The sequence below is a fragment of the Rhizobium laguerreae genome, assembly GCF_002008165.1.
GTDB lineage: Bacteria > Pseudomonadota > Alphaproteobacteria > Rhizobiales > Rhizobiaceae > Rhizobium > Rhizobium laguerreae.
Map to the genome: position 1 here is coordinate 1004893 of NZ_MRDM01000014.1, position 26620 is coordinate 1031512.

27 protein-coding genes and 1 pseudogene are annotated in these 26620 nt (G+C 61.2%); 17 read left to right on the forward strand and 11 right to left on the reverse strand.

Annotated elements, in window-relative coordinates:
* The gene (locus BS630_RS20770) at positions 1-1347 is read left to right on the forward strand and encodes a sigma-54-dependent transcriptional regulator (protein WP_077978871.1); all 1347 of its coding nucleotides are present in this window, start codon (positions 1-3) and stop codon (positions 1345-1347) included.
* 32 nt (positions 1348-1379) lie between these two features.
* On the opposite strand, the gene BS630_RS20775 is transcribed toward BS630_RS20770, so the two are convergent.
* Entirely contained in the window at positions 1380-1847 is a 468-nt protein-coding gene (locus BS630_RS20775) for an Lrp/AsnC family transcriptional regulator (protein WP_003541645.1), read from the reverse strand.
* A 229-nt stretch (positions 1848-2076) separates the two neighbouring features.
* Between BS630_RS20775 and trxB the strand changes: the two genes are divergently transcribed.
* The 6 genes from trxB (at position 2077) to BS630_RS20805 (ending at position 8011) form a co-directional block, all read left to right on the forward strand.
* Positions 2077-3051, forward strand: a complete 975-nt coding sequence (gene trxB / locus BS630_RS20780) for a thioredoxin-disulfide reductase (RefSeq protein WP_065280788.1) — start codon at positions 2077-2079, stop codon at positions 3049-3051.
* A 22-nt stretch (positions 3052-3073) separates the two neighbouring features.
* Positions 3074-3970, forward strand: a complete 897-nt coding sequence (locus tag BS630_RS20785; protein WP_077978872.1) for a LysR family transcriptional regulator VtlR — start codon at positions 3074-3076, stop codon at positions 3968-3970.
* A 554-nt stretch (positions 3971-4524) separates the two neighbouring features.
* Positions 4525-4818 carry an ArsR/SmtB family transcription factor gene (locus BS630_RS20790; RefSeq protein WP_011652911.1) on the forward strand — a complete coding sequence of 98 codons (294 nt, stop codon included), beginning with the start codon at positions 4525-4527 and terminating at the stop codon, positions 4816-4818.
* A gap of 1 nt (position 4819) precedes the next feature.
* Positions 4820-5986: an MFS transporter gene (locus tag BS630_RS20795; protein WP_077978873.1), complete on the forward strand. Its 1167-nt coding sequence runs from the start codon at positions 4820-4822 to the stop codon at positions 5984-5986.
* Positions 5987-6011: 25 nt separating this feature from the next.
* Positions 6012-7136 (forward strand): alkene reductase, encoded by a 1125-nt coding sequence (locus BS630_RS20800; RefSeq protein WP_077978874.1) that lies wholly within the window; start codon positions 6012-6014, stop codon positions 7134-7136.
* Between the two features lie 74 nt (positions 7137-7210).
* Positions 7211-8011, forward strand: a complete 801-nt coding sequence (locus tag BS630_RS20805; RefSeq protein ID WP_077978875.1) for an aminoglycoside phosphotransferase family protein — start codon at positions 7211-7213, stop codon at positions 8009-8011.
* Here BS630_RS20805 and BS630_RS20810 read toward each other — a convergent pair.
* On the reverse strand, positions 8008-9030 hold the full coding sequence (locus tag BS630_RS20810; RefSeq protein WP_077978876.1) for an NAD(P)H-binding protein: 1023 nt from the start codon (positions 9028-9030) through the stop codon (positions 8008-8010). The two genes, BS630_RS20805 and BS630_RS20810, sit on opposite strands and share 4 nt — an antisense overlap.
* Positions 9031-9124: 94 nt before the next feature.
* On the opposite strand from BS630_RS20810, the gene BS630_RS20815 reads away from it, so the two are divergent.
* Both BS630_RS20815 and BS630_RS20820 read left to right on the forward strand, forming a co-directional pair.
* Entirely contained in the window at positions 9125-10024 is a 900-nt protein-coding gene (locus BS630_RS20815) for a LysR family transcriptional regulator (protein WP_077978877.1), read from the forward strand.
* 105 nt (positions 10025-10129) lie between these two features.
* Positions 10130-10645 (forward strand): GrpB family protein, encoded by a 516-nt coding sequence (locus BS630_RS20820; RefSeq protein WP_077978878.1) that lies wholly within the window; start codon positions 10130-10132, stop codon positions 10643-10645.
* On the opposite strand, the gene BS630_RS20825 is transcribed toward BS630_RS20820, so the two are convergent.
* Entirely contained in the window at positions 10642-10929 is a 288-nt protein-coding gene (locus tag BS630_RS20825; protein ID WP_077978879.1) for a DUF2188 domain-containing protein, read from the reverse strand. The genes BS630_RS20820 and BS630_RS20825 overlap by 4 nt on opposite strands.
* Before the next feature lie 231 nt (positions 10930-11160).
* Here BS630_RS20825 and BS630_RS20830 point away from each other — a divergent pair, with 231 nt between their 5' ends.
* Entirely contained in the window at positions 11161-12258 is a 1098-nt protein-coding gene (locus BS630_RS20830) for a calcium:cation antiporter (protein ID WP_077978880.1), read from the forward strand.
* A 106-nt stretch (positions 12259-12364) separates the two neighbouring features.
* Here the strand turns inward: BS630_RS20830 and BS630_RS20835 are convergent, their stop codons facing one another.
* From BS630_RS20835 to BS630_RS20855, 5 genes are all read right to left on the reverse strand, one after another.
* A complete protein-coding gene (locus BS630_RS20835; protein ID WP_077978881.1) occupies positions 12365-13234 on the reverse strand; it encodes a 3-deoxy-manno-octulosonate cytidylyltransferase in 870 nt (289 codons plus the stop codon).
* A 46-nt stretch (positions 13235-13280) separates the two neighbouring features.
* Positions 13281-14267 carry a glycosyltransferase family 8 protein gene (locus tag BS630_RS20840; protein WP_077979250.1) on the reverse strand — a complete coding sequence of 329 codons (987 nt, stop codon included), beginning with the start codon at positions 14265-14267 and terminating at the stop codon, positions 13281-13283.
* 100 nt (positions 14268-14367) lie between these two features.
* Positions 14368-14754, reverse strand: coding sequence for a type II toxin-antitoxin system VapC family toxin (locus BS630_RS20845; RefSeq protein WP_077978882.1), 387 nt, complete (start codon positions 14752-14754; stop codon positions 14368-14370).
* A gap of 2 nt (positions 14755-14756) precedes the next feature.
* Positions 14757-15017, reverse strand: coding sequence for a type II toxin-antitoxin system Phd/YefM family antitoxin (locus tag BS630_RS20850; protein WP_011652922.1), 261 nt, complete (start codon positions 15015-15017; stop codon positions 14757-14759).
* Positions 15018-15118: 101 nt separating this feature from the next.
* A complete protein-coding gene (locus BS630_RS20855) occupies positions 15119-16321 on the reverse strand; it encodes a pyridoxal phosphate-dependent aminotransferase (protein ID WP_077978883.1) in 1203 nt (400 codons plus the stop codon).
* Between the two features lie 384 nt (positions 16322-16705).
* On the opposite strand from BS630_RS20855, the gene BS630_RS20860 reads away from it, so the two are divergent.
* From BS630_RS20860 to BS630_RS20870, 3 genes are read left to right on the forward strand one after another with little or no spacing between them, the layout of a single operon-like run.
* Positions 16706-19093 (forward strand): marine proteobacterial sortase target protein, encoded by a 2388-nt coding sequence (locus tag BS630_RS20860; protein WP_077978884.1) that lies wholly within the window; start codon positions 16706-16708, stop codon positions 19091-19093.
* Positions 19083-19856, forward strand: a complete 774-nt coding sequence (locus BS630_RS20865) for a class GN sortase (protein ID WP_077978885.1) — start codon at positions 19083-19085, stop codon at positions 19854-19856. The genes BS630_RS20860 and BS630_RS20865 overlap by 11 nt, the downstream gene beginning before the upstream one ends.
* A gap of 59 nt (positions 19857-19915) precedes the next feature.
* Positions 19916-21058 (forward strand): PQQ-dependent sugar dehydrogenase, encoded by a 1143-nt coding sequence (locus BS630_RS20870; protein WP_077978886.1) that lies wholly within the window; start codon positions 19916-19918, stop codon positions 21056-21058.
* A gap of 4 nt (positions 21059-21062) precedes the next feature.
* Here BS630_RS20870 and BS630_RS20875 read toward each other — a convergent pair.
* Positions 21063-21533 (reverse strand): annotated as a pseudogene (locus BS630_RS20875) (DUF3052 domain-containing protein).
* 98 nt (positions 21534-21631) lie between these two features.
* Between BS630_RS20875 and BS630_RS20880 the strand changes: the two are divergent.
* The 3 genes from BS630_RS20880 to BS630_RS20890 all read left to right on the forward strand — a co-directional run bounded on the left by BS630_RS20880 (position 21632) and on the right by BS630_RS20890 (position 23819).
* The gene (locus BS630_RS20880) at positions 21632-22522 is read left to right on the forward strand and encodes a DMT family transporter (RefSeq protein ID WP_077978887.1); all 891 of its coding nucleotides are present in this window, start codon (positions 21632-21634) and stop codon (positions 22520-22522) included.
* Between the two features lie 485 nt (positions 22523-23007).
* Positions 23008-23223, forward strand: coding sequence for a cold-shock protein (locus BS630_RS20885; protein ID WP_003561293.1), 216 nt, complete (start codon positions 23008-23010; stop codon positions 23221-23223).
* A 140-nt stretch (positions 23224-23363) separates the two neighbouring features.
* Positions 23364-23819: a BA14K family protein gene (locus tag BS630_RS20890; RefSeq protein WP_170268446.1), complete on the forward strand. Its 456-nt coding sequence runs from the start codon at positions 23364-23366 to the stop codon at positions 23817-23819.
* A 60-nt stretch (positions 23820-23879) separates the two neighbouring features.
* On the opposite strand, the gene BS630_RS20895 is transcribed toward BS630_RS20890, so the two are convergent.
* Complete coding sequence (locus BS630_RS20895) at positions 23880-24752, reverse strand: oxidoreductase (RefSeq protein ID WP_077978889.1); 873 nt, start codon at positions 24750-24752, stop codon at positions 23880-23882.
* Between the two features lie 34 nt (positions 24753-24786).
* Here BS630_RS20895 and BS630_RS20900 point away from each other — a divergent pair, with 34 nt between their 5' ends.
* Positions 24787-25245 (forward strand): winged helix-turn-helix transcriptional regulator, encoded by a 459-nt coding sequence (locus BS630_RS20900; protein ID WP_170268445.1) that lies wholly within the window; start codon positions 24787-24789, stop codon positions 25243-25245.
* Here the strand turns inward: BS630_RS20900 and BS630_RS20905 are convergent.
* Positions 25242-26618 (reverse strand): ATP-binding protein, encoded by a 1377-nt coding sequence (locus tag BS630_RS20905; RefSeq protein ID WP_077978890.1) that lies wholly within the window; start codon positions 26616-26618, stop codon positions 25242-25244. The two genes, BS630_RS20900 and BS630_RS20905, sit on opposite strands and share 4 nt — an antisense overlap.
* Positions 26619-26620: the final 2 nt, after the last annotated feature.

The following is a 26620-nucleotide window of genomic DNA, read 5'->3' on the forward strand; positions in this document are numbered from 1 at the left end:
ATGAACACACTGATGCCTGTTGCGCTGATCGACGACGACAAGGACCTTCGCCGCGCCACCGCCCAGACGCTCGAACTCGCCGGATTTTCCGTTTCCGCCTATGACGGTGCAAAAGCCGCGCTGGCGGATCTGCCGGCGGACTTTGCCGGCCCCGTCGTCACCGATATCCGCATGCCGGAGATCGACGGACTGCAGCTCTTCGCCACGCTTCAGGGCATGGATGTCGACCTGCCGGTGATCTTGATGACCGGCCACGGCGACATTCCCATGGCCGTTCAGGCGATCCAGGACGGCGCCTATGATTTCATCGCCAAGCCCTTCGCAGCCGATCGGCTGGTCCAGAGCGTGCGTCGCGCAAGCGAGAAGCGGCGGCTTGTTCTGGAGAACCGCATGCTGCGGAAGGCAGCCGAAGATGCGCAGGAGAATTTGCCGCTGATCGGCCAGACGCCTGTCATGGAAAACCTCAGAAAGATTCTTCGCCATATCGCCGATACCGATGTGGACGTGCTCGTCGCCGGCGAAACGGGCAGCGGCAAGGAAGTGGTTGCCCAGCTCTTGCATCAGTGGAGCCACCGCAGGAAGGGCAATTTCGTGGCGCTAAACTGTGGCGCCCTGCCCGAAACGGTCATCGAAAGCGAACTGTTCGGCCACGAGGCCGGCGCCTTTACCGGCGCCCAGAAGCGCCGCACGGGCCGCATCGAACATGCAAGCGGCGGCACGCTTTTCCTCGACGAGATCGAAAGCATGCCGGCCGCCACCCAGGTCAAGATGCTGAGGGTGCTGGAGATGCGTGAGATCACGCCGCTTGGCACCAATGAGGTGCGTCCGGTCGATCTTCGCGTCGTCGCGGCGGCCAAGATCGACCTTGGGGATCCCGCGGTGCGCGGCGATTTTCGTGAGGATCTCTACTACAGGCTGAATGTCGTGACGATCTCCATTCCGCCGCTGAGAGAACGCCGCGACGATATTCCGCTGCTGTTTTCCCACTTCGCCGCTCGCGCCGCCGAGCGCTTCCGTCGCGATGTCCCGCCGCTTTCACCGGATGTGCGGCGGCATCTCGCCTCGCACCCATGGCCGGGCAATGTCCGCGAACTCTCGCATTATGCCGAACGCGTGGTGCTTGGCGTGGAAGGCGGAGGAACGGCAGCGGTCGCTCCGCAGCCGACGGATGCGACGCTTCCCGAACGGCTGGAGCGCTACGAGGCGGAGATCATTCGCGACGCGCTGTCGGCCAATGGCGGCGACGTCCGCCGCACCATCGAGGCGCTCGGCATTCCGAGAAAGACGTTTTACGACAAACTCCAGCGCCACGGAATAAATCGGGGAGGCTATATATCACGCAAGTAATTGGCGATGGCGTTTGCTCTACCGAGGTGGTGTTAGACCTCCACCAGTCCCAGCTTCTTCACCTGCCGGATCGTCAACATGGTGCGCACGGTATCGACATGTTCGTTCGCCGTCAGTACCTCAATGACGAAATCCTGGAAACGTGTGAGGTTCTCCGCCACGCAATGCAGCAGGAAATCGCTGTCGCCGGAGACCATCCAGGCTTGGCGCACCAGCGGCCATTCGGCGGTGGCGGCGGCGAAGGCCTTGAGATTGCCTTCCGACTGGTGCTTGAGGCCGACCATGCAGAAAGCGACGAGGTCGAAGCCGAGCTTCGGGCTGTTCAGCATCGCGTGATAGCCCTCGATGATGCCGGCTTCCTCGAGCTTGCGCACCCGGCGCAGGCAAGGCGGCGCCGAGATGCCGACCCGATCGGCAAGCTCCACATTGGTCATGCGGCCATCGGCCTGCAGCTCCCGGAGGATCTTTATATCGATGACGTCGAGTTCCGCACGACCCACATCATTGCCTTTCTTTAATTCTCCGCGGGGAGCTTCTATATAAAGCCGCGGAATACGCAAGAAAGTTTCACGCCGATGACGGATTCTTGCACATCGGGCGATTTGCCTTGTTGGTAACGCAAGGCTGCCCTTGAATAAAAGCATTGGACGTTCATAAATGGCGCAGGGACGCGAAACGGCCGCAATCGCTATCTAGCCGCCGCCCTCCTGCCAGTCGAAAGGAAATGACATGCCCGCCCGCCATACCAAGGTGCTCATCATCGGTTCCGGACCTGCAGGCTATACTGCCGCGGTCTATGCCGCGCGCGCCATGCTGAAACCGGTTTTGATCGCCGGTCTCGAACAGGGCGGCCAGTTGATGATCACCACCGATGTCGAGAACTATCCGGGCTTTGCCGATCCGATCCAGGGTCCCTGGTTGATGGAACAGATGCTGCAGCAGGCAAAACATGTCGGCGCTGAGATCGTCAACGACCTCGTGACCGAAGTCGACATGAACCAGCGCCCCTTCGTCGCCCGCACCGACAGCGGCCAGGTCTGGACCGCCGATACGCTGATCATTGCCACCGGCGCCAAGGCCAAATGGCTCGGCATCGAGAGCGAGCAGCATTTCCAGGGCTTCGGCGTTTCGGCCTGCGCCACTTGCGACGGTTTCTTCTATCGCAACAAGGATGTGATCGTGGTTGGCGGCGGCAACAGCGCCGTCGAGGAGGCGCTCTATCTCTCCAACATCGCCAAGTCGGTCACATTAGTGCACCGCCGCGACTTCTTCCGAGCCGAGAAGATCCTGCAGGAACGCCTGTTCTCCAAGGACAATATCAAGGTTCTATGGAATACCGAAGTGGCTGAGATTACCGGCACGCCGGCCAAGCCGCCGATGCCGCAATCCGTATCCGGGGCGCGCCTGCGCGACGTCAGAACCGGCACGATCACCGAGATGGTGATCGATGGCGTCTTCGTCGCTATCGGCCATGCGCCCGCCACCGAGCTCTTCAAGGACAAGCTGAAGCTGAAGGACAATGGTTATCTCTGGACCGCGCCGGATTCGACTGCGACCAGCCTGGACGGCGTCTATGCCGCGGGCGACGTGACGGATGATACGTTCCGCCAGGCGATCACTGCCGCCGGCCTGGGGTGCATGGCTGCACTTGAAGCCGAGCGATATCTGACGGGCCACATGCCCGTCGCCGTGGCCGCGGAGTAAGATCGGCATGAGGGGTGGGGGAATGCCATTGGATTGGGACAAGCTGCGTATTTTTCACGCAGCTGCCGAGGCGGGTTCGTTCACGCATGCGGCGGATAAACTGCATCTGTCCCAATCCGCCATCAGCCGCCAGGTCAGCGCGCTGGAGCAGGATGTCGGCACCAAGCTGTTTCACCGCCATGCGCGTGGCCTGATTCTGACGGAACAGGGCGAGCTGCTTTACCGCACCGCCCATGACGTGCTGCTGAAGCTCGAAACCGTGAAGATGCAGCTCACCGAAACGACCGAGACGCCATCCGGCAAGCTGCGCGTCACCACGACGGTCGGCCTCGGCCAGGGCTGGCTGACCGACAAGATCCAGGAATTCCTGCAGCTCTATCCCGATGTGCAGATCCAGCTGATCCTCGACAATGAGGAAGTGGATGTGAACATGCGTCATGCCGACTGCGCGATCCGCCTGCGCCAGCCGCAGCAATCCGACCTCATCCAGCGCAAGCTCTTCACCGTGCATATGCACGTCTATGCGGCTCCGTCCTACATCAACCGCCACGGCGAGCCGCAGAAGGTCGAGGATCTCGACAATCACCGCATCATCACCTTCGGCGAGCCGGCGCCAAGCTACCTGCTCGATGTCAACTGGCTTGAGGTCGCCGGCCGCTCGTCCGACAACAAGCGTGTTCCGCATCTCCAGATCAACAGCCAGACCTCGATCAAGCGCGCCGCCCTGCTCGGCATCGGCGTCGCCTGCCTGCCGGATTACATCGTCGGCCGCGACCCAGGCCTGATTCAGCTGGCAATCAATGCCGACGTCCCCTCCTTCGACACCTATTTCTGCTATCCCGACGAGATCAAGAACGCCGCCAAGCTGAAAGCCTTTCGCGATTTCATCGTCAGCAAAGCCAGAAACTGGAACTTTTGAGCCTGGTTTTATTGATAAATCGGCTACTATGCAGTACACGCATGACTGGCATGCGCAAATGAGGGTTGCCGTTTGCCCAATAAACCACCATATCGCTCATAGCTGATGCACATGGTGGCTTTTCCTCCCAGTTCCACCGCATTAGCTGTTCCCCTCTGGAGGTTTTTGACCTTCACACTTATAAGGGCCCTGGTTTTCCAGTGGCCCTCTTTTTTTGCCTTTCTTCCTCAGCGAAATGCCGCACCGCAAAAAATTTGTGCGGCGCATAGCAGACATGCACAAAAAAGCATTGAAACCTGCTCAAGGAAGCACCATATCCCTCTCAGCTGATGCATCTTGTGGTTTCTCTCCCAGTACCACCGCATTAGCTGTTCCCCTCTGGAGGTTTTTTGACCTTCACAATTATAAGGGCCCTGGTTTTCCGGTGGCCCTCTTTTTTTGCCCAAAATTTGCTCATTCAATAAAATCCATCGCCTCACGCCTCCGTGATTTGCATATCGAAGTCTGACGATCGATATATCGGCCAGACACGATTTACAGTTCGGCGAAAGACGATGGACAAAGACGAAATTATCAAGGCGCTCGCCCATCCCACCCGGATGGACATTCTGAACTGGCTGAAAAATCCCGAGGAGCATTTCCCCTCGCAGGAACATCCTTTCGAAATGGGCGTCTGCGCCAGCCAGTTCGAGCGCTGCGGCCTGTCGCAGTCGACGGTCTCGGCCCACCTCGGCACGCTGCATCGTGCAGGCCTGGTTACCACCAAACGCGTCGGCCAGTGGATCTTTTACAAGCGCAACGAAGAAACCATCGCCGCCTTCCTCAAGCAACTGACGCAGGACCTTTAGAATGCCCCTCGCCCTCGTCGTTCTAGCCTTGAGCTCGTTTGCGATAGGCACCACCGAATTCGTCATCATGGGTCTGTTGCCGGAGGTCGCCGCCGATCTCTCAGTCAGCATCCCGCAGGCCGGGTGGCTGGTGACCGGTTACGCCCTGGCGGTCGCCATCGGCGCCCCTGTGATGGCGATTTCGACTGCGAAGCTGAAGCGCCGCACCGCCCTGATTGCGCTGATGGCCTTCTTCATCGCCGGCAACCTGCTTTGCGCTCTGGCGAGCGACTACTGGGTGCTGATGATTGCTCGCGTCGTGACTGCACTTTGCCATGGCGCATTCTTCGGCATCGGCTCCGTGGTCGCCGCCGGCCTCGTTGCCGAAGACCGCAAGGCCCGCGCCGTCGCGTTGATGTTTACCGGCCTGACACTTGCCAATGTTCTCGGCGTGCCGATCGGCACTGCGATCGGCCAGGCCTATGGCTGGCGCGCCACCTTCGGCGTCGTCACCGTCATCGGTTTCGTCACCATTCTCGGCCTGATCGCCATCCTACCCAGGGACAAGCAGCAAGAAAACGGCAGCATCCTGCGCGAGATCGCAGCACTCAGGAATGGCGGCCTGTGGCTGGCACTCTCCACCACCGTCTTCTTCGCCGCCTCGATGTTCGCCCTCTTCACCTATATCGCGCCGCTGCTGCGCGACGTCACCGGCGTGTCACCGGAAGGCGTCACCTGGACGCTGTTCCTGATCGGCATCGGGCTGACCATCGGCAACCTCGTCGGCGGCAAGCTTGCCGACTGGCGGCTCGGCGCAACGCTTGCCGGCGTCTTCGCCGCGATCGCCATCACTTCGATCGCCTTCAGCTATACGAGCCGCTTCTTCATCCCGGCCGAAATCACCCTCTTCCTTTGGGCAATGGCAAGCTTTGCCGCCGTACCGGCGCTTCAGGTCGGCGTCGTCGGCTTCGGCAAGGACGCACCAAACCTGGTCTCGACGATCAACATTGGCGCCTTCAACACCGGCAATGCGCTCGGCGCCTGGGTGGGCGGCCTGGTCATCGACGCCGGCTTCGATCTCACCCGCGTTCCGCTCGCCGCGGCCTTGATGGCCCTGATCGGCCTCGGGGCCACTGCACTCACCTATCTCTCCGCCAGGGGCCGGGCCGCCCTCGCCCCTGCCGAGTGATCCTCCCGCAAAAGAAAGGACCATCATGGCCAAGCTTTTCCAACCCACGAAAGTCGGCGACATTTCAGTCAAGAACCGCATCGTCATGGCACCGCTCACCCGCAACCGCTCGCCGGGCGCAATCCCCAACGACCTCAACGTCGAATATTACCGTCAGCGCGCTACCGCTGGCCTGATCATCACCGAAGCAACCGCGATTACCCATCAGGGCCAGGGTTATGCCAACGTGCCGGGCCTGTATAGCAAAGAGGCTTTAGACGGCTGGAAGCGCGTCACCGACGCCGTTCACGCGGCCGGTGGCAAGATCGTCGTCCAGATGTGGCATGTCGGCCGTATCTCGCACACGACGCTACAGCCGAACGACGGCAAGCCGGTTTCCTCGACCAACCGCATCGCCAAGGCCAAGACCTATCTGGTCAATGCCGACGGCACCGGCAGCTTTGCCGACACCTCCGAGCCGCGCGCGCTCGAAACCGCCGAAATCCCCGGCATCATCGAGGATTACCGCAAGGCTGCCCGTGCGGCGATCGATGCCGGCTTCGACGGTGTCGAGATCCACGGCGCCAACGGCTACCTGCTCGACCAGTTCATCCGCGACGGTATCAACGACCGCACCGACCAATATGGCGGCTCGATCGAAAACCGCACCCGTCTGACCTTTGAAGTCGTCGATGCCGTGGTCAAGGAAATCGGCGCCGGCCGCACCGCGATCCGCATCTCGCCAGTGACGCCATCAGGCGAAAGCTACGATTCCAATCCGCAGGCGACCTTCAGCCATGTCGTCGAAGGACTGGCCAAATACGAGCTGGCCTATATCCATGTCATCGAAGGGCAGACTGGCGGCGACCGCGACTACAAGCAGGGCGACAATCCCTCCTTCGATTACAAGGCGCTGTGCCAGACTTATGAAAAGGCCGGCGGCAAGGCCGACTGGATGGTCAACAATGGTTACGATCGCGCTCTGGCGATCGACGCTGTCGAAAGCGGCCGCGCCGATCTCGTCGCCTTCGGCAAGCCCTTCATCGCCAATCCCGATCTCGTCGAGCGCCTGGAACACAACCTGCCACTCAACACGCCCGACCAGTCGACCTTCTATGGTGGCACCGGCAAGGGCTATATCGACTATCCCATTCTCGAAAAGGTCGCCTGACCTTTCACACGCGAATGCGAATCCCGCCGAAAGGCGGGATTTCCATCTTCGGCGGGTTTTTGTAGGATGCCGCCATGTTTGCTCCCTATCTTGATCGCTGGTCGCTCATAGCAGACGGCGAGCCCATCATCACCCACTCCAGTCGCCTGCTGCCGGTCCTCTGGCAGGATAGGCCTGCCATGCTGAAAGTGGCGGCCGATATCGACGAACGATACGGCGCGCTTCTGATGCAGTGGTGGGAGGGGGACGGGGCCGCCTATGTGTATGCCCATGAGGGCAATGCCGTGCTGCTCGAAAGGGCGACGGGAAAACGCTCGCTGCTTGCCATGGCCATGAACGGCGAGGACGATGAGGCAAGCCGCATCCTCTGCCGCACCGCGGCCCGGCTGCATGCGCCGCGCGATAAACCGCTTCCCGATCCCATCTCCCTTACCCGCTGGTTCCGTGATCTGGAGCCGGCGGCAGGCAAGCATGGCGGCACGCTTGCCGATTGCTCGGCGATCGCAAACGTTCTCCTTGCCGATCAGTGTGATCTCACCATCCTCCATGGCGACATCCACCACGACAATATCCTCGATTTCGAGGCGCGCGGCTGGCTGGCCATCGATCCGAAGCGGCTGTACGGCGAGCGCGGCTTCGATTTCGCCAACATCTTCGCCAACGAAGAACTGCCTGTCATCACCGATCCCGCCCGTTTCCGCCGCCAGTTGGCCATCGTCTCCGCGGAGGCGAAGCTGGAGCCGAAGCGGCTGCTGCAGTGGATCGTAGCCTATTCCGGTCTTTCCGCCGCCTGGTTCCTCGGCGATCCGAATATTCAGCAGGCAGAAACGGCCCTGACGGTCGCCCGGATCGCGCTGGCCGAACTCGAGAGCTAACCCCCGTTCCGCGACAAGTGCCCGATCAGGGCGTCCGCCGTGTCACGATGCGGTCCGGGCAGGCAGCCAAGCGCCACGAGCGAAGCCCTTACCGCCTCGTCGATCGGTGTCTGCGGCTCTTTGCCGAGTTCGGCCGTAAGCTTGTCGTTCCTCATCCGCACCGGCACCTTCCAGAGATAGCGCATCTCCTTGATCTCCCGCATCACGGGTACGAAGAGTGCAGCAAGCGGCAAGAACCACCAGGGGAAGTTGCCGATCTTTGCCTTACCGCCGGCAACGCGCTTGATCGCTTCGGCCATCTGCATGCCATCAGCATCCCAGAAGCCCTCCATGTGATAGACAGCGAAGTCCGGCAGCCGTTCGGCCCGCTCGATGAGTTGGGCGATGGTTTCCGCCATGTCTGGAAGGTAGGTCCATTGATGACCGACACCGCGTCGACCCGGGTTCCTGATCGTGCCGACCGGCTTGCCTGGGGTTACGAGACCAGACGAAAACCAGCTATTGGCAGTCGTGCCTGGGCCGAAGAAATCCCCCGCCCTGACGATGATGACGCCGGCGCCGGACTGCGACGCGGCCTTCAGCCGCCTCTCCATTTCGACCCGGATCGTCCCCTTCTTCGTCACCGGATGCTGCGGGCTTTCTTCCGTCGGCGCCCGTAGGGCGTCGGGTCCGAAATTATAAACGTTGCCCGGTAGCACGATGCGCACGCCGACAGCGCGAGCAGCGGCGATGGTATTGTCGAGCATCGGCAGCACCAGCGTTTCCCAGTCGCGATAGCCGGGCGGATTGACGGCATGGACGATCAGGCCGACCCCTTCGGCCGCCCTCAGGACGTCGCCCGCATTCATCGCATCGCCCTGCACCCATTCGAAAGCCGGCTCGCTCCTCGACGCCTTGGCGGCGTCACGGTTGAGTGCCCGGACACGCCAGCCGCGCGCAAGCAGCTTGCGGGCAACCGCGCCGCCGATACCGCCTGTCGCGCCGAGAATAAGGGCCGTCATCTTCATTTCGCTGCTCATGACAATCATCTCCTTCGATCGGATGAGAGGATCATGCCATCAGCGTGGCATAAACAAAATTGACGAAAGAAATACGTCTGTTATACAAAAATGCATGAGGACGGAGCCGAGCTGGGATTTCTACCGTAGTTTTCTTACCGTGCTTCAGCAGGGGTCGCTTTCGGCGGCCGCCCGCGAACTGGGGCTAACCCAGCCAACCATCGGCCGCCATGTCGACGCGCTGGAACTGGCAATCGGCGCCGAACTTTTCACCCGCTCGCCGAACGGCCTGCTGCCGACCGACGCCGCACTTGCGTTGAAGCCCTATGCCGAAACGCTGGCGGCAACCACCGCCGCCCTTTTGCGCACCGCATCCGGTGAGCGCGAGCGCGTGGCGGGAACGGTCAGGGTTAGCGCCAGCGAAGTCATCGCCGTCGAAGTGCTGCCGGGGATTCTCGGACCGCTGCAGGAGACCTATACCGAACTGCAGATCGAGCTCTCGGCTTCCGATGCGATCGAGGACCTCGTCAACCGCGAGGCCGATATCGCCGTGCGCATGGCCGAGCCGCAGCAGGCTGCACTCGTCGTGCGCCGCATCGGCGATATCCCCCTCGGCTTTCATGCCCATCGCCGCTATCTCGAACGGTACGGCATGCCGCAAACCCTGGCCGACCTCGCAGACCACCGCCTCATCGGCTTCGACCGGCAGACGGCCTATGTCCGCATGGTGATGAAACGCTATGCGGTGCCCGGCATCGAATTCTCCTACAGAACCGACAGCAATCTTGCCCAGCTTGCGGCAATCCGTGCCGGCGTTGGCATCGGCATCTGCCAGACAGGACTCGCGCGTGAAAATCCCGACCTTGTTCACATCCTGCCTGATGCTTTCAGCATACCGCTCGGCACATGGGTGGCGATGCATGAGAACTTGAAGTCTTCGCCGCGCTACCGCGCAACCTTTGACGTATTGGTCAAGGGGCTTCAGGACTATCACCGATATTCGACAAGCGCATAATCCAGAAAATCAGAATCGATTTTCGGGAGGAATCATGCGCAAATTTCGAACCGATAGAGCCTCCTTAACGCGTCCTTTCGGACGAGCATCCCAGCGGAACTGGAAATGAGAACGCACAGCCCGGTCGAACTCGTGCCCTGCGATCCGCAATGGCCGCAAGCCTTCCAGCGGATCCGCGGCAGGCTGCTGGCCTTGCTGCCGCAGGCGCTCTCCATCGATCACATCGGCAGCACGTCCATACCGGGCATGACAGCCAAGCCGCTTATCGATATCGACATCGTTCTTCCCGGCCTCGGGCATATCGAGGGCGCCACACGTGTGCTCCTGGCAGAAGGCTACGAGCCGCGCGGCAACCGCTATGACGACGATGTCTGGGCTTTTCTATCGAAAGGTTCGGTGCCGGCAGAACGGGTCTACCTTTGCCCTGAAGGTAACGGCACGCATCGAAACAGGCTGGCTTTCCGGGATTATCTCATCGCGCATCCGCAAGCATCGGCCGATTATGCCGCGCTCAAACGCAGGCTGGCTGCCGAATACAGGATGGACGGAGACCGCTATACTGCGCATAAGCGCGAATTCGTCGATGCGATCGTCGCGCGGGCATTGGCGGGAGATGGTTAGCTGCCGATGCCTCGCGAGGCCTCGGCCGTGCGATCCTTCCACTGGCCGTCCACCACCTCGGTTTCCGGCCGGTCGCCGCCCTCGGCATATTCCTCATGCCATTTGCCGTTCTCGTCCTGCCAACTGATCTCGGCGGAATCGCCGCCGACCTGCTGTTCGGCCGCGACGATGCGCGCAGCTTCGAGCGCCTCGGCATGGGTCGGGAATGCCTCGGAATAGACACCCCCCAGCCTGTAGGCCCAGCCGCCGTCATGCGGCACGACTTCGTAGACCACCTTGATCATGCATCCGTCTCCTCATCTTCTTGTTGCGCATTCGCACGCTTCCGGAAAAGATCCGGATCATCGCGGCCGCTTGACGAGAATTCGAGGACGCCGCGATCTGCTTTCCGGCCCCGATGACGTTCAGTATTCCATTAAACGCCGAAGACTGCAAATGGCACTCGACCGGAGCTTGCTTGATATACGAAATCAGTGACTTAGATAGAACGCATCAATCGGGGCAGGAGCTGAGGCTTGGGGATCGCGTCACGCTTTAAAGAGGAAAAGTTTCTGGTCGCCGCACTTGTCGTTGCAGCGATCGCTTATTTCTCGGAACATGCGGTGATCGAGATGGGGCGCGGCGTCGCGCTCATTGCCGCCGCTGCCCTGGTCGGCACCATCGTGCTCGCCTCGATCCGCGTTGCCCATCATGCCGAGCTGCTCGCCGTCAAGGTCGGCGATCCCTATGGCACGATGATCTTGACGCTCTCGGCCGTCGCCGTCGAAGTCATTATCCTCGCCATCATGATGAGCAGCGAGAGCTCGCCGACGCTGGTGCGCGATACGATCTATTCGGCGCTGATGCTGGATATCAATGGCATTCTCGGCCTCGCCGCCCTGCTCGGCGGCCTCAAGCACGGCGAACAGCCCTACAACGACAATTCCGGCAAGACCTACGGCGTGATGATCCTCACCGCCATGGGCATCTCGATGATCGTGCCGGAATTCGTGCCGAGCGACAAATGTCACTATTATTCCGCCTTCACCATCGTCGCGATGATCGCGCTTTATGGCCTCTTCCTGCGCATGCAGGTTGGCCAGCACAGCTATTTCTTCAGCTACAGCTATCCGCGCTCCGAACGGAAGAAAGAAAGTCCGCATGAGCATGACCACGACGCACCGGCCGCGATCTCGATTGCCACCATTCTCGCCGGCGTCGTCATTATCGGCCTGCTCGCGGAATTCATGGCGGCCTTCATGACCGAAGGCCTGCGCGACAGCGGCGCTCCGATCGCCGTAACCGCCGTCGTCGTCGCGGCGATTTCGGCCGCCCCCGAGATTCTGACCGCGTTGAGGGCAGCACTCAGGAACCGCATGCAGGCGACGGTCAACATCGCCATGGGCGCCTCGCTGTCGACGGTCATCCTGACGGTGCCCGTCATGGAGGCGATCGCGCTCTATACCGGCCAGCCCTTCATCATGGCGATGACCTCGGTACAGACGGTGATGGTGGCGATCACGCTGATTGCCGCCGCGATCAACCTCAACGACGGCGAGACCAACGCCATCGAGGGCATGACGCATTTCATCCTCTTCGCCACCTTCGTCATGCTGACGGCGCTGGGGCTTTGAAGGCTGCGTCTCCCCCGAAAGGGGGAACGGAGAGCAGTTATCCGCACGGTAACGTCAACTTACGGAGCGGCCTGACAGCCCGCCTTTTGAGGAGAGCTTTCGACAGTCATTCCTTCGACTTTTCGAGGAAACGCTGCTTGCGGGTTTTCGGCTTGAAGCGCCGGAAGAAACCCTCGATGGCGCGGATGGATTTGGTGACGGACATGAGCCTGTCGATCTGGCTATTTGCGTTGTGGAGCCGTTCCGACAGGACTTCGGCCGCCGTCATCGCGATCTCGATCGGCGGCACCTGTGGAAACCGTCTGGCAATTGCCGCATAGGGGCTGGCATCCACACCGCCCATCATTGAGATCGTTCCCATCCGTGCAAAGAGACGCAGGAAGATCTGCTCGAACGTCCAGTCGTGCACGTCGAAGACCTTCCACTTCTCGCTCCTCTTCGCCGAAAAACCGGCAAGCAGGACCTTGCCCGGCAGTTGCAGTTCGGCGAGCCACAGCGCCACCGCAAAACCACTCGTCGCGATCTTGCCCACCGGATAGAGGTCGACGAGCATTTTCGTCAGATCAAGGTGACGGGTTTCAGCGCCTTCGAAGCGGCCCTCCTCGCTGAAGTTTTCCTCCGGAGAGACTCGAATGTTGACGACGCCCAAAAAATCGTCGCCGGCAAAGAAGCGCAGGACACCCGCCGCCTCGCGCCGGTGGACGATATTGGCGCCCATCACGCCGCTGCGGGCAAACAGCACCGCATGGCCGGCGAAGGGTTCGTCGAGCACCTTGTAGACATTGTTGAAAAAGACGTAGAGCGCCGTCTCCGGCAATTCGCTTCGCAGCCGTTCGAAATCGACGGCTTCGCTGTTTGCCACCAGCACGACGTGGGAATAGCGCGACAACAGCGCCTTCCACGCCTCCGGCGTCAGGAAAGTGAAGCCACTATCCGGGGCGGGCATGGTCTGGGTGTCGCTAGGGATTGCTTCCATATCGGCTCACATGCACTTTCCAAGGACGATGCGCTCGGCCGTCCCACTAGCTGTTGCTGAAATAAGCGCGTGTCCGCGCCAGCCGCGCCAGCCCGCCGATCCGCTTTCCCAAATGCGAAAGGAACCCCGTAATCCGGCCCGTCATCGACGGCTGCCTGCAGAAGGAAGCCCATGGCGTATTGGCGAGGTCCTCGGCATAACGCTTGGCCATCCGGCGATGCACCCACGGCACAGTCGCCTGCCACGGCTTTTTCCGGCCGGTGAAATGGATGATCGCCGGCCGGCCAACGAAAGGCAGGAGGCCCGTCTGCGTGTTCCAGCGCGGATCGAGCACCAGCCAGTCGCCGTCGAAAGTGACGTTCAGCGCATCCTGGTCGTTATTCTCGAAAAGATGCGACCGCTCCTCGAAAATCTCCCGTGTCCTGGCAAAAAGCCCCCTCGCCTGGGAGGCCGACCAGTCGAACAGCAACACGCCGGCATTGAAATACCGGCCGCCCTCGCGCATGCCGATCTTCCGCTGCCGTGCGCCGGCCTTCTCGGGAAAGGCCATGACATAATCGTCTATGGCGGCAAGCGCCTTGCCTTGCAAATCCACGGCGAAGAGGTCGTCGACCGGCGCAACCGCAAGCACATCGGCATCGAGATAAAGCAGCCGCTCAACATGATCGGGAATGTGCAGATCCATGTAGAGCCGCGCCAGCGTCGCGCCCGACCAGCGACCCCGCGCCTGCAGCGCCGTATCCGGCGTATGGTAGGGCAACACCTTGATTGCCATGCCGTGCAGCCGCGCGAAATTTCCGACCTCGGCGATCTCGTTCGGCTTGAGGTCGATGCCGAGAAGCAGGAACTCCACAGTGGAATTTGAGAGATTGCGCTTGACGGAAAGCAGGGTGCAGCAGGCGGCCGGCAGCATGTTGACATCCGAACAGACGATCACGGCACTCTGCTGCAAAATCCCGGCCTCCCGAAGCGGCGACTTAAACTGATGCCGGATATCTAGTTGGTTTGATGCCAACCCGCAACCGCAGATCACCCGCCAGACCGTCACTCTGCGTCACGTTTTGAATCGGATTTCAACGACTTGCGAGGCGAAGCGGATTCAGATGAGGAGCATATTGAATCGGAACGTGAACTTAGAGCCGCAGCGCCAATGGATGATCAACGAGCAGCCGGTCGACTGTCGCAAGCTGCAGCCCCTCGACCTTGCATTGCGCAAGCAGCAAGCGATCGAAGGGATCGCGCGCCTCCGGCTCGGGGTCAGCGGCGGTGATGACGTGCGCGATATCGATGGGCAGGATCGTCAGCCCGATCTCCCCGAGATAAAAGGGAATGGTCTCGAGGGGCAATCCGGGCTGCAATTTTCCAAGCCTGGTCTTGATGGCAATTTCCCAGAGGCTGGCGACGCTGACGAAACCGATGGCGGCACCGTCCGAAAGCACCTGCTCGACACGCGGAAAACGCTCCGCCAGTTTCTTCTGAGCAATTGCAATCACCATGTGCGTGTCAAGCAGCAGACGCATGATCACGGCAGCGGCTTGAGAAGAAAATCTTCCGGCAAAGGATCGTCGAAGTCGTCGGCGATATACATCTCCGTGCGCGTGATACCCTTGGAACGAAGATAGGCTTCGCCGGCTTCCAGGTTCAAACCGCCGCGTTTTTGATGCGGCACGAGATCGAACACCGGCCGGCCGTTGCGTGTCACGACAATGGTTTCACCTTCCTCGACCTCACGGGCGAGTTCGGTCAGGCGGTTCTTCGCATCACGGATCGAAACGGTCTTCATGAGGGTAAATGTAGCTACATGCAGCTACATCGTCAACGTCGCCGCAAACAAAAAGGCCCGCCGTCGCCAGCAGGCCTTCGATTTGTGTTTTTGAGAACCGCTTACTTGCAGGCGCCGCAGAAGCGCTGGATGCGGCGGCAAGCTTCCTCGAGCAGCTCTTCCGAAGTCGCGTAGGAGATGCGGAAGTTCGGGCCGAGGCCGAAGGCCGAACCGTGAACGACGGCGACGCCTTCCGTTTCCAGAAGCTCGGAAACGAAATCCTCGTCCGTCTCGATCACCTTGCCCGACGGAGCCGTCTTGCCGATCAGGCCGGCGCAGGACGGATAGACATAGAAGGCGCCCTCCGGAACCGGGCAGACAATGCCCTTGGCCTGGTTCAGCATCGAAACGACGAGATCGCGACGACCTTCGAAGATCTTCTTGTTCGCAGGGATGAAGTCCTGCGTGCCGTTCAGCGCTTCGACGGCCGCCCACTGGGCGATCGAGGTCGCACCCGAGGTCTGCTGACCCTGGATCATGTCCATCGCCTTGATGAGCTGGATCGGACCGGCTGCATAGCCGATACGCCAGCCGGTCATCGCATAGGCCTTGGAGACGCCGTTCATCGTCAGCGTGCGGTCGTAGAGCTTCGGCTCGACTTCCACAGGCGTGACGAACTTGAAGTCGCCATAGGTCAGGTGCTCGTACATGTCGTCGGTCAGCACCCAGACCTGCGGATACTTCATCAGCACATCGGTCAGCGCCTTCAGCTCATCCTGCGTATAGGCCGCCCCTGTCGGATTAGACGGCGAGTTGAAGATGAACCACTTGGTCTTCGGCGTGATCGCCTTTTCGAGATCGGCCGCCTGGAGCTTGAAGTTATGCTCCTGGGTGGCCGAAACGAAAACTGGCGTGCCGCCGCACAGCGCCACCATCTCAGGATAGGAAACCCAGTAAGGCGCCGGGATGACGACTTCGTCGCCGGGGTTCAGCGTCGCCATGAAAGCGTTGAAAAGGATCTGCTTGCCGCCGGTGCCGACGATCGTCTGCTCCCAGGAATAGTCGAGGCCGTTCTCGCGCTTGAACTTGGCGGCGATCGCTTTGCGCAGTTCCGGGATACCGGAAACCGGCGTGTACTTCGTCTCGCCGCGGTTGATCGCGTCGATGGCGGCCGTCTTAATATTATCGGGCGTATCGAAATCCGGCTCACCCGCGCCAAGGCCGATGACGTCACGTCCTTTTGCTTTCAGCTCGCGCGCTTTCTGGGAGACGGCGATGGTGGCTGAAGGCTTCACACGGGAAAGAGCATCGGCAAGGAAAGCCATGATAACGGTCCTAATGGTTGAAACGGGCAGAAAGCCGGGACCGGAGTTCTGCGGTTAGCTCTATGTCCAATGTATGACGGCATTTCAAGCGGAAAGGCGTCATGGTGGCATGATTCTTATTGATCGGTTCGCCGCGCCACCAGCCCGGCATGCCATCCCCTTCGGAGAGGCTTGCGTCACGCGATCGAATCGCCATGCGAAGATCTTGAGTCAATCTCTGAAGTCACCCGGATTTATCCCCTAAAATCAGTAGCATCGTCGAATTCGGCCATTGCCACGAATAAGCCGCAACAAATGCCGCGCCACGCCGCAATTCCGTCGCGAGCGCGCCGAGATCGAAGCCGCATCATCCGGCATCCGAAATTGGTTATTGAGGGTATGCCAATGTTTCTGGAAGATGAGTTTGCCATAGGGCGCATTCGTGCGCGCCGAATATCCGTTTCAGTCCTTGTTGCCGTCACCGCCTTTGCCGCCTGCATCGCCGCGATACTGGGGCTTGCCTCTGCCGCCCGCGCTGCCGAGACGCCGCAGGCATCCGCCCAGCTCGCAGCGCTTGTCCGACCGAACGACGTCAATAGCGGCTCGCTGCTCTTTCCTTCGAAGGAGCCGGGCTTCTATGTCGAAGCGCCGCGGCTGAAAACCGATGTCGCCATCGATGTCTCCGGCCCGATCGCCGGGGTGAAGGTGACGCAGCGCTTCCAAAATCCGAGCCAGGGTTGGGTCGAAGGCACCTATGTCTTTCCGCTGCCGGACAATTCCGCCGTCGACGCGCTGAAAATGCAGATCGGCGAACGCTTCATCGAAGGCCAGATCAAGCCGCGCCAGGAAGCCCGCGAGATCTACGAGCAGGCCAAGGCCGAGGGCAAGAAGACGGCGTTGCTCGAACAGCAGCGGCCGAACATCTTCACCAACCAGGTCGCCAATATCGGTCCCGGCGAAACCATCGTCGTCCAGATCGAATACCAGCAAATCATCCACCAGTCGGGCGACGAGTTCTCGCTGCGCTTCCCGATGGTCGTCGCTCCGCGCTACAATCCGACGCCGATCGTACAGACTGTCGAGTTCAACAACGGTGCCGGTTTCGCCACGCCGCGCGACCCGGTGGAAAACCGCGACAAGATCGAAGCCCCTGTGCTCGATCCGCGTGAGAACGCCAGGATCAATCCGGTTTCGCTAACCGTCGACCTCAAGGCCGGTTTCCCGCTCGGCGACGTCAAATCGTCCTTCCACGCGGTCGATATCAGCCAGGATGGCGACCAGGCGAGGACAATTAGCCTGAAGGCGGACGCCGTTCCTGCCGACAAGGATTTCGAGCTCACCTGGAAGGCCGCTCCCGGAAAGATGCCGAGTGCCGGCCTCTTCCGCGAAGTGATTGATGGTAAGACCTATCTGCTCGCCTTCGTCACCCCGCCCACGACCCCGGATACGGCAACGCCGCCGGCAAAACGCGAGGTGGTCTTCGTCATCGACAATTCCGGCTCCATGTCCGGCCCGTCGATCGAGCAGGCGAGGCAGAGCCTGGCGCTTGCCATCTCCAAGCTGAACCCCGACGACCGCTTCAACGTCATCCGTTTCGACGATACGATGACTGACTATTTCAAGGGTCTCGTTGCTGCGACGCCTGACAATCGCGAAAAGGCGATCGCCTATGTCAGAGGCCTCACCGCTGACGGCGGCACGGAAATGCTGCCTGCCTTGCAGGCTGCGCTGCGCAACCAGGGACCGGTCGCAACCGGCGCGCTGCGTCAGGTCGTCTTCCTGACGGATGGCGCGATCGGCAACGAACGGCAGCTCTTCCAGGAAATCACCACAAATCGCGGCGATGCCCGTGTCTTGACCGTCGGCATCGGCTCGGCGCCGAACACCTATTTCATGACCAAGGCTGCCGAGATCGGCCGCGGCACCTTCACGGCGATCGGCTCGACCGACCAGGTGGCAAGCCGCATGGGCGAGCTTTTCGCCAAGCTGCAGAACCCAGCCATGACCGATATCGCCGCGACATTCGAAGGCATCGAAGCCGAAAATATCACGCCGAACCCGATGCCGGACCTCTACAGCGGCGAGCCCGTCGTGCTGACCGCGGAGCTGCCTGAGGCGAAGCCCGCCGGCAAGCTGCAGATCATCGGCAAGACAGGCGACCAGCCCTGGCGCGTCGAGATGGATATCGCCAATGCCGCCGACGGCAGCGGCATTTCCAAGCTCTGGGCACGCCGCAAGATCGACGATTTCGAGGCCCGTGCCTATGAGCGTCAGGATCCGGCCGCGCTCGACAAGGATATCGAGACCGTGGCGCTCGCCCACCATCTCGTCTCCCGCGTCACCAGCCTGGTTGCCGTCGATGTCACCCCGTCGCGCCCGGCCGATCAGCCACTCGGCTCGGCCAAGCTGCCGCTCAACCTGCCGGATGGTTGGGATTTCGATAAAGTCTTCGGGGAAAACGCTGCCCCTCTTGGCGGCGCAGAACGCCATGGCTCGGCTACGCCGGCAGAAAACGCCGGACCGGAGCAGGCTGCAGCCGAAACACAGGATCTCGCCGCATCCCCTGAGATCGCAAACATGATGGCCGCAGCCCCGACCGCCAAGGCGGCCACCATGATCGCGCAGAAGAGCTCGACCGTGAACCTGCCGCAGACGGCGACGCGTGCTGACGAGCAGATCATCCGCGGGCTGACCATGCTGCTCCTGGCGCTGACGGCGGCAAGCGGTTTGGCCGTCTGGCGGCGGCGCGTCAAGCGCATTATCGCGGTCGGAGCCAAGCGAAATGGTCTCTAGGCTCTCCGCAAGCCAGAACGAGGAAGCGGCCGAATTCGAGCCGCTTCCGACCTATCTGGAACTCGCCATGGCCGCGGCTACGGCCCACGACATGCCGAAGCCGCGCCAGCGGAAGGGTTTCTTCCTCTGGCGTCTTTCCTCGATCGAAAAGGCGATCGCCTTTGCCATTGCCGGCCTTGCCTTCTATGGCTTGGCGCTGATCGGCGACGGCTTCCTGCTCAAGGCGAAAGCGGAACTCTCCCAGATCCTGCTGAAACGCGCATTCGCCGCCGAATTGCGAGGCGAAGAGACAAAACCCTGGCCCTGGGCGGATTTCACCACGGAGGCCAAGGTGCGCGCCCCGCGCCTCGGCAAGGAGGCGATCGTGCTCTCCGGCGCCTCTGGCGAGGCTCTGGCCTTCGGTCCGGCCTGGCTCGCCAACACGCCGCAACCGGGCGAGGAAGGCACCTCCGTCATCGCCGCCCATCGAGACACGCATTTCCGCTGGCTGCAATATATAAGGCCCGGCGATACGATCGAGGTCACTCGCCGCGACGGCAAACTATTGACCTTCAAGGCCGGCGAGGGCCGCATCGCCCCGTGGGATGCCAACGGCATCGATCCCTCCTCCGATGGCCACCGCCTGGTGCTGACCACCTGCTGGCCCTTCAATGCAACCGAACGCGGGCCGCTGCGCTACATCCTTGAGGCAGAACTGGTCGACGACCAGGCAACGGGCTCGGTTCAGCCGCCGAACACAAAGCCGTTATTGCAGACCGAATAAGGTTGAAGCTCTCCCCTGCCCGCTCCACGTTCAGCCTGGATAGACGACGGGGATGCAAGATGAAGAGAATGTCCGCCTTCCATTTCGCCGCAGCGCTGGTCCTGCTCGGCACCGTATCGGCGGATGCAGCCGATACCATCAACACGCAGGATCTCGCCGTCCGTGTCGACAAGCTCGCCGACGGCCTCGAACATCCCTGGGCGGTCGAGGTGTTGCCCGATAGCGCCTATCTCGTCACCGAGCGGCCTGGCCGCATGCGCATCGTCCGCGACGGCAAAGTCTCCGAGCCGATCGGCGGCGTGCCCAAAGTCAGCGCCCGCGGCCAGGGCGGCCTGATGGACGTGGCGCTCGCTCCGGACTTTGCGACATCTCGCAAACTCTATTTCACCGCCGCCATCGCCAACAGCCAGGGCTCCGGCACCGAAGCCTTCAGCGCCACGCTTTCCACTGACGAGAAGACACTCGATGCCGTGACGCCTATCTTCAGCATGCGGCGTTTCACGTCAGGCAATATCCAGTACGGCTCGCGCATCGCGATATCAGGTGACGGAACGCTGTTCATCAGCGTCGGCGATCGCGGCAACCGCGACCGCTCGCAGAACTGGCAGGACGATGCTGGCTCGATCATCCACATCAATGCCGATGGCAGTATCCCTGCCGGCAATCTCTTCAAGGACGGCGGCAAGGCGCTGCCGGAAATCTGGTCGAAAGGCCACCGCAACCCGCAGGGCATCACCTTCGACGCAAAGGATGGCAAGCTCTATACCGTCGAACACGGCGCACGTGGCGGCGACGAGATCAACCAGCCCGAGGCCGGCAAGAATTACGGCTGGCCGATCATCAGTTATGGCCGCAATTATTCAGGCTCTGAGATCGGCGAAGGGACGGCCAAGAAAGGACTGGAACAGCCGCTGCATTATTGGGATCCGTCGATCGCGCCTGGCGCCCTCGTCGTCTATCGTGGCGCCATGTTCCCGGAATGGGACGGCAATTTCCTCGTCGCGGCGCTGAAGTTCCAGTTGCTCTCGCGCATGCAGCGTGACGAAACCGGCGCCTTCGTCGCCGAGGAGCGCCTGTTCAAAGGCGAATACGGCCGCATCCGCGACGTCGTCGTCGCCCCCGACGGCGCGCTGCTGATGGTGACGGACGAGAACAACGGCGCGCTGCTCAGGATCTCGAGAGCCCAAGCCCGTAACGGCTGAGACGTCACAACGCGCCGCGCAGTTCCTTGCGGATGACGAATTTCAACCCGCACCAGATCTCGCCGACGGCGCAGACCTTGACGTCGACCAGACCGGTTGGGAGCAGGACATCCCGCAGCACGTCCTCGGTGATATCGGTCGAAACCCGTGAACTCTTCTTCGGCCAGCAGATCCAGACCATACCGTCCGGTCTCAGGACACAAAAAAGCGCGGGCGCGATGGCCTCCAGCGCCGCACGTTCCGTCGTAAACAGATGCACATAGTCGAATGCACGCTGAGGCGTCTCGGGAAGCGTGTGGACGACCTAAGCAAAACCGTCGAAACCATTGATGTCGCCGATCGATTCGGGAATGCCGAGAAGAGCGGCTGCTTGCGCCTGTGCGAGGCCGAGTTTCCTGACGAGCGGCGTGCCGGAATAGCCTGCTGTCCCAGCTACCGCCGCATCGCCGGCCGGCTTCCGTTCCTCGCGTCGCATGTCTTCACCTCCGTCAACCGGCACGAAGTCTTCACCCTTGCCGAAAGCAAACGCAACTGCTAACCGCTCGGGCACATCTCCTTCCCATCGAGGATGACATGACGCGCGTTCAGGCGAACCTCCTCCTATTGCTTGCAGCTGCCATCTGGGGCGGCGGCTTCGTCGCACAGTCGACGGCGATGAAGGCGATCGGCCCCTTCTGGTTCATCGGCCTGCGTTTTGCCGTCGCCACCCTGGCCGTGCTGCCTTTTGTCCTTTTTGAAGCGCGCAAGGCAACGGAGAAGACCAGTGCACGCCATGCCAAGCTATTCATCCTGACCGGCCTTGCCCTTTTCGGCGGCGCAGCCACGCAGCAGGTCGGACTGCAGACGACGACGGTGACGAATTCCAGCTTCATCACCGGCCTCTACGTTGTTTTCGTGCCGCTGATCGCCGTGTTCTTTCTGCGCCGTGCCCCGCATTGGATCATCTGGCCGGGCGCGCTGATGGCGGTCACCGGCATCTATCTCCTCTCCGGCGGCCATCTCTCGGCGCTGACACCTGGCGATCTGCTGACCGTCGTCTGTGCCGTCTTCTGGGCGATTCAGATCACCCTTGCCGGCACGACCGTTTCCGAGACCGGAAGACCGCTCGCACTCTCCGCCACGCAATTTGCCGTCACCGCAGTCTGTGCGCTGGCCGTTGCCGCAGCCGTCGAACCAGTCAGCCTTTCGGCAATACAGGCCGCGGCGCCGGAGATCCTTTATGTCGGCATCTTCTCCTCGGGCGTGGCTTTTGTGCTGCAGGTGATCGGCCAGCGCTACACGACGCCCTCGCAGGCCGCGATCTTTCTTTCTTCCGAAGCGCTCTTCGGCGCCTCGCTTGCAGCCCTGCTGCTCGGCGAAACGATGCCGGTAACAGGTTATGCAGGTTGCGCGCTAATGTTTATCGCTATGCTTGTGGTCGAACTCGTGCCGGGATTGACCCGCCGACGCCTGCCAGCTACGTGAACACGCGTCCAAATATGGGTGAGTCACCCATCGGAAAAAAAATTATCAGATGCGGGAGACGCGTTCACGTTGCATTTTTGGGAAAATCTGCTCGGAACTTATATTGCAGACGATATAAAACGTTAATCATTCCCTATCGGCGAAGGGAATTTTGCGTTTTTGCGCAAATTGGAGATCGAGAGGAGTGTGCCCCGAACGACACGTTAGAAAACTTTTGCTTGCCAAAATCCTTTAATCGCAGCACTCTCAGCGCGTTCGGGCATTTTGCGAGCATGGGAAGTCCTTAAGTATTTGCGCGCCGGGAACGCTAATATTCCGGTCAGCCGGTTCCAAAAATGGCGGGCGAAAGTCCTGCCTGGAACAGGCCGAGGTAGAGGGGACCTTTTTCTCAAATTTCAAGAATTGCCTGCCAACACCTCCTGCAAGGAGGCAATGCTATGATGCTGCCCGTGTGGATGGCGGGCAGAGAGAAAAGGACCTGAGGCATGGCAGAGACTGGCACTGTAAAATTCTTCAATACCGACAAAGGCTTCGGCTTCATCAAGCCGGACCGGGGCGGCGCCGATATCTTCGTTCACATTTCTGCCGTTCAGGCCTCCGGCCTGGCCGGTCTGACGGAAAACCAGAAGGTAAGCTTCGACACGGAGCCGGATCGCCGCGGCAAGGGGCCGAAGGCCGTCAATCTGCAGATTGCGGGCTGAACCCTTAACAAGGCTGGAGAATTCGAGTTGAAGCCCGGCAGCAATGCCGGGTTTTGTCGTTCAGCCTTCGTTCAGCTACAGGTCTGTACGACTGTGACCATCGAGAAAGGGACCGGCGTTCGGTTCCCGGGATTAGGATTATGCTTATGAACAGGCTCGCCAAGACCCTTTTGCTGACGGCAACCGCTGCCGCACTCACGCTTTCCGCCATCGGTGAAGCGTCGGCCCGCGACCGCCACTGGCGCCATGGCAATCACGGCAACAACGATGCGTGGGTCGGCGGCGCCGTCGGCCTTGCGACCGGCTTGATCGTCGGCTCTGCCATCGCCAATGCCAATAACGGTCCGGTTTACGAAGAGCGGCGCTACATCGACCCGGCCTACGAGCCGGATTACTCCGAGCCCGCTCCGGTCTATCGCGCGCCCCGCCGCGTCTATGTCGACCAGCCGCAATATTACGCGCCGGTTCGCACGGCGGTTGAGCCCTGGTCGCCGCAATGGCAGCGCTACTGCTCCTACCGTTACCGCTCCTTCGATCCGCGCAGCGGCACCTACATCGGCTATGACGGCCGCAGCCACTTCTGCACCGCCGGCTGATTTCACAACAATCCCTGCTACAAAGCGCCGCTTCTCAGCGGCGCTTTTGTTTTTGCCTCGTCAACCGGCCTTCTTTTCCCAAGGCATCGGTCCTGCCTCGGCATCCGGCTCAAAATCGGTCGAGACGCTGACGGCGCGCCATTCACGATCGGCCTCGATACGCGCCGCATCCGCCTTTTCGACATTGCGTAGCGCATCGCTGCCGAGCAGCAGCCGGAACGGCGGCTCTTCGAGACCGGCGATGTGGATGACGACCGCAGCCGCTTTGGCAGGATCGCCAGGCTGGCGACCATCGTATTCACGCTGGAAGCGCACGGTGGCGCCGACCGTCTCCGCATAGTCCTGCCGCCCTTCGGCAAGAACCGTCGAGAGGCCGGCGAAATCGGTCCTGAAGCCGCCGGGCTCGATCACCGTCACCTTGATCCCGAATGGCGCGACCTCCTTCGCCAGCACCTCGGAAAAACCCTCGACACCGAATTTCGCCGCCGAATAGGCGCCGCGCCCGGCAGGTCCGATCCGGCCGCCGACGGATGAGAACTGGATGATGTGCCCCGCTCCCTGCCCGCGCATCAGGGCGATGACTGCCTTGGTCATGATGATCGTGCCGAAGAGGTTGGTCTCGATCTGGGCCCGGAAATCGGCAAGGCTGGTATCCTCGATCGAGCCGACATTGCCGTAGCCGGCATTGTTAACAAGCACGTCGATGCGCCCGAACCGCTTCACACCCGCCTCGACTGCCGCCGCTGCCGCCGCCTCGTCGGTCACGTCAAGCGCCAGCGTCAGCACCTGATCGCCATACCGCTCGGAAAGATCGGCAAGCCGGCCGGGATCGCGCGCTGTCGCCACCAGATTGTCGCCGGAGGCCAAAACCGCCTCCGCCAGCGCCCGGCCGAGACCGCGCGAACTCCCCGTTATCAACCAGACCCTGGACATCGGAAACCCTCCTTCTTTGGTTCCCTGCTCATGTATGGTCTATTGTATCCAATCGAAAGAAGGTACCCAGACGATCTATACACACCTTGAGGTAACTGACGTGAGCAGCGACATGTTCGATTTCTGCAGCAGCATGACGGACGAACAGGATGCGCGGGCCCGCGAACTGATCGAGCGGGCGGCAGCGAAATGGCCACTGCGCATCCTGCATGTGCTCTCTGATGCCGGCGCACCCCTGCGCTTCTCGCGCCTTATGGAGAGGGTCGAGGGCATCAGCCAGAAAGTGCTGACGCAGACGCTACGCACCCTCGAAGGAGATGGCCTCGTCATCCGCACACTCTATCCCGAAGTGCCGCCGCGCGTCGAATATGAGTTGACGCCGCTCGGACGCGACCTCCTCATGCAGGTCGCCGCGCTCTGGCGCTGGATCGTCGAACACCTGGACGATTTCGATGCACGCAAAGCCGTGAAGCTGACGGCCGCCCGTGCCTAAGCGGGGATGCGGATCGTGGCCCTCAGCCCGCCGAGCGGGCTGTCACTGAGCGTGACGTTGCCGCCGTGGCTGCGGGCGATGTCGCGGGCAATCGCCAGGCCGAGGCCGGTGCCTGATGCATCGAGGTTGCGCGCCGTATCCAGCCGGAAGAACGGCTTGAACACGTCCTCACGGTTCTTTTCGGGAATGCCAGGCCCGTCATCGTCGAAGATGACAGTAAGCCATTTGGCATTGTGCTTGGCCTCGATGTCGAGCCTATCGGCATATCGGCGCGCGTTCGAGGCAAGGTTGGTGACGAGACGCATGAAAGCGTTCGGCCTGACGGAGATATCGTCATCGCCTTCGATCGAATAGCTGAGTTTTTTGCCGTGCAGGGCGAAATCGGATTCCAGCTTGGCGAAGATCTCACTGAGTCTCAACTCGCCGACATCCTCTTCGACCTCGCCGCGTGCGAAGGCCATATAGGCCTCCAGCATAGTCTGCATGTCGTTGACGTCATCGTTGAGGCCATGCAGGTCGGGATTGTCGCCGGCCAGCGCCAGCTGCAGCTTGAAGCGGGTGAGGATGGTGCGCAGATCATGGCTGACGCCGGAGAGCATCGCGGTGCGCTGCTCGATCTGCCGTTCGATTCGTTCGCGCATCAAAATGAAGGCAAGGCCGGCGCGCCTCACCTCGTCGGCGCCCCGCGGATAGAAATTATCGGGCTTCTGCCCCTTGCCGAAGCTTTCGGCCGCGCGCGCCAAGGTCAGGATCGGCCGGATCTGGCCGCGCAGGAAGAGGATCGAGATGCCGATCAGCACCAGCGAGGTGCCGACCATCCAGACGATGAAGATGTGCGTGTTCGAGGCATAGGTCTGGCTGCGCTTGGTCAGCACCCGCAGGATCTTGTTGTCGAGTTTGATGCGGATCTCGACGAGGTTCGAGTTGCCGACCGTGTCGATCCAGAAAGGCCGATGGATCTCGTCGGTGATCTCGTCGCTGAGGATGCCGTCGAGGATCGAGAAGAACGGCTTGACGCGCGGTGGCGGCAGGTCGCCGTCCGGCTCGATCGAGATCTGCAGGCTGAGCTGGTCGCGGGCGATGCGGATGATTTCGCTATAGTCCGAATTTTGCGGATAGGTCTCGATGATCTCGATGATCGCGGCGATGTCGCGGGTAACCGCAAGCGACAGCCGCTCCGTTACCATTTGCCAGTGGCGCTCCATGAAAACGGCGGCGACGACGGATTGCAGGAGTACCATCGGAATGATGATGATCAGCAGCGAGCGCGCGTAAAGTCCGGTCGGCAGCCGCCGGCGCAGCCAGCGGACGATCGAGCGCCAGCCCGGCGCAGAAGTGCGGTCTTCCCGCCGCAAGCTGTCGATCGTCACCATCA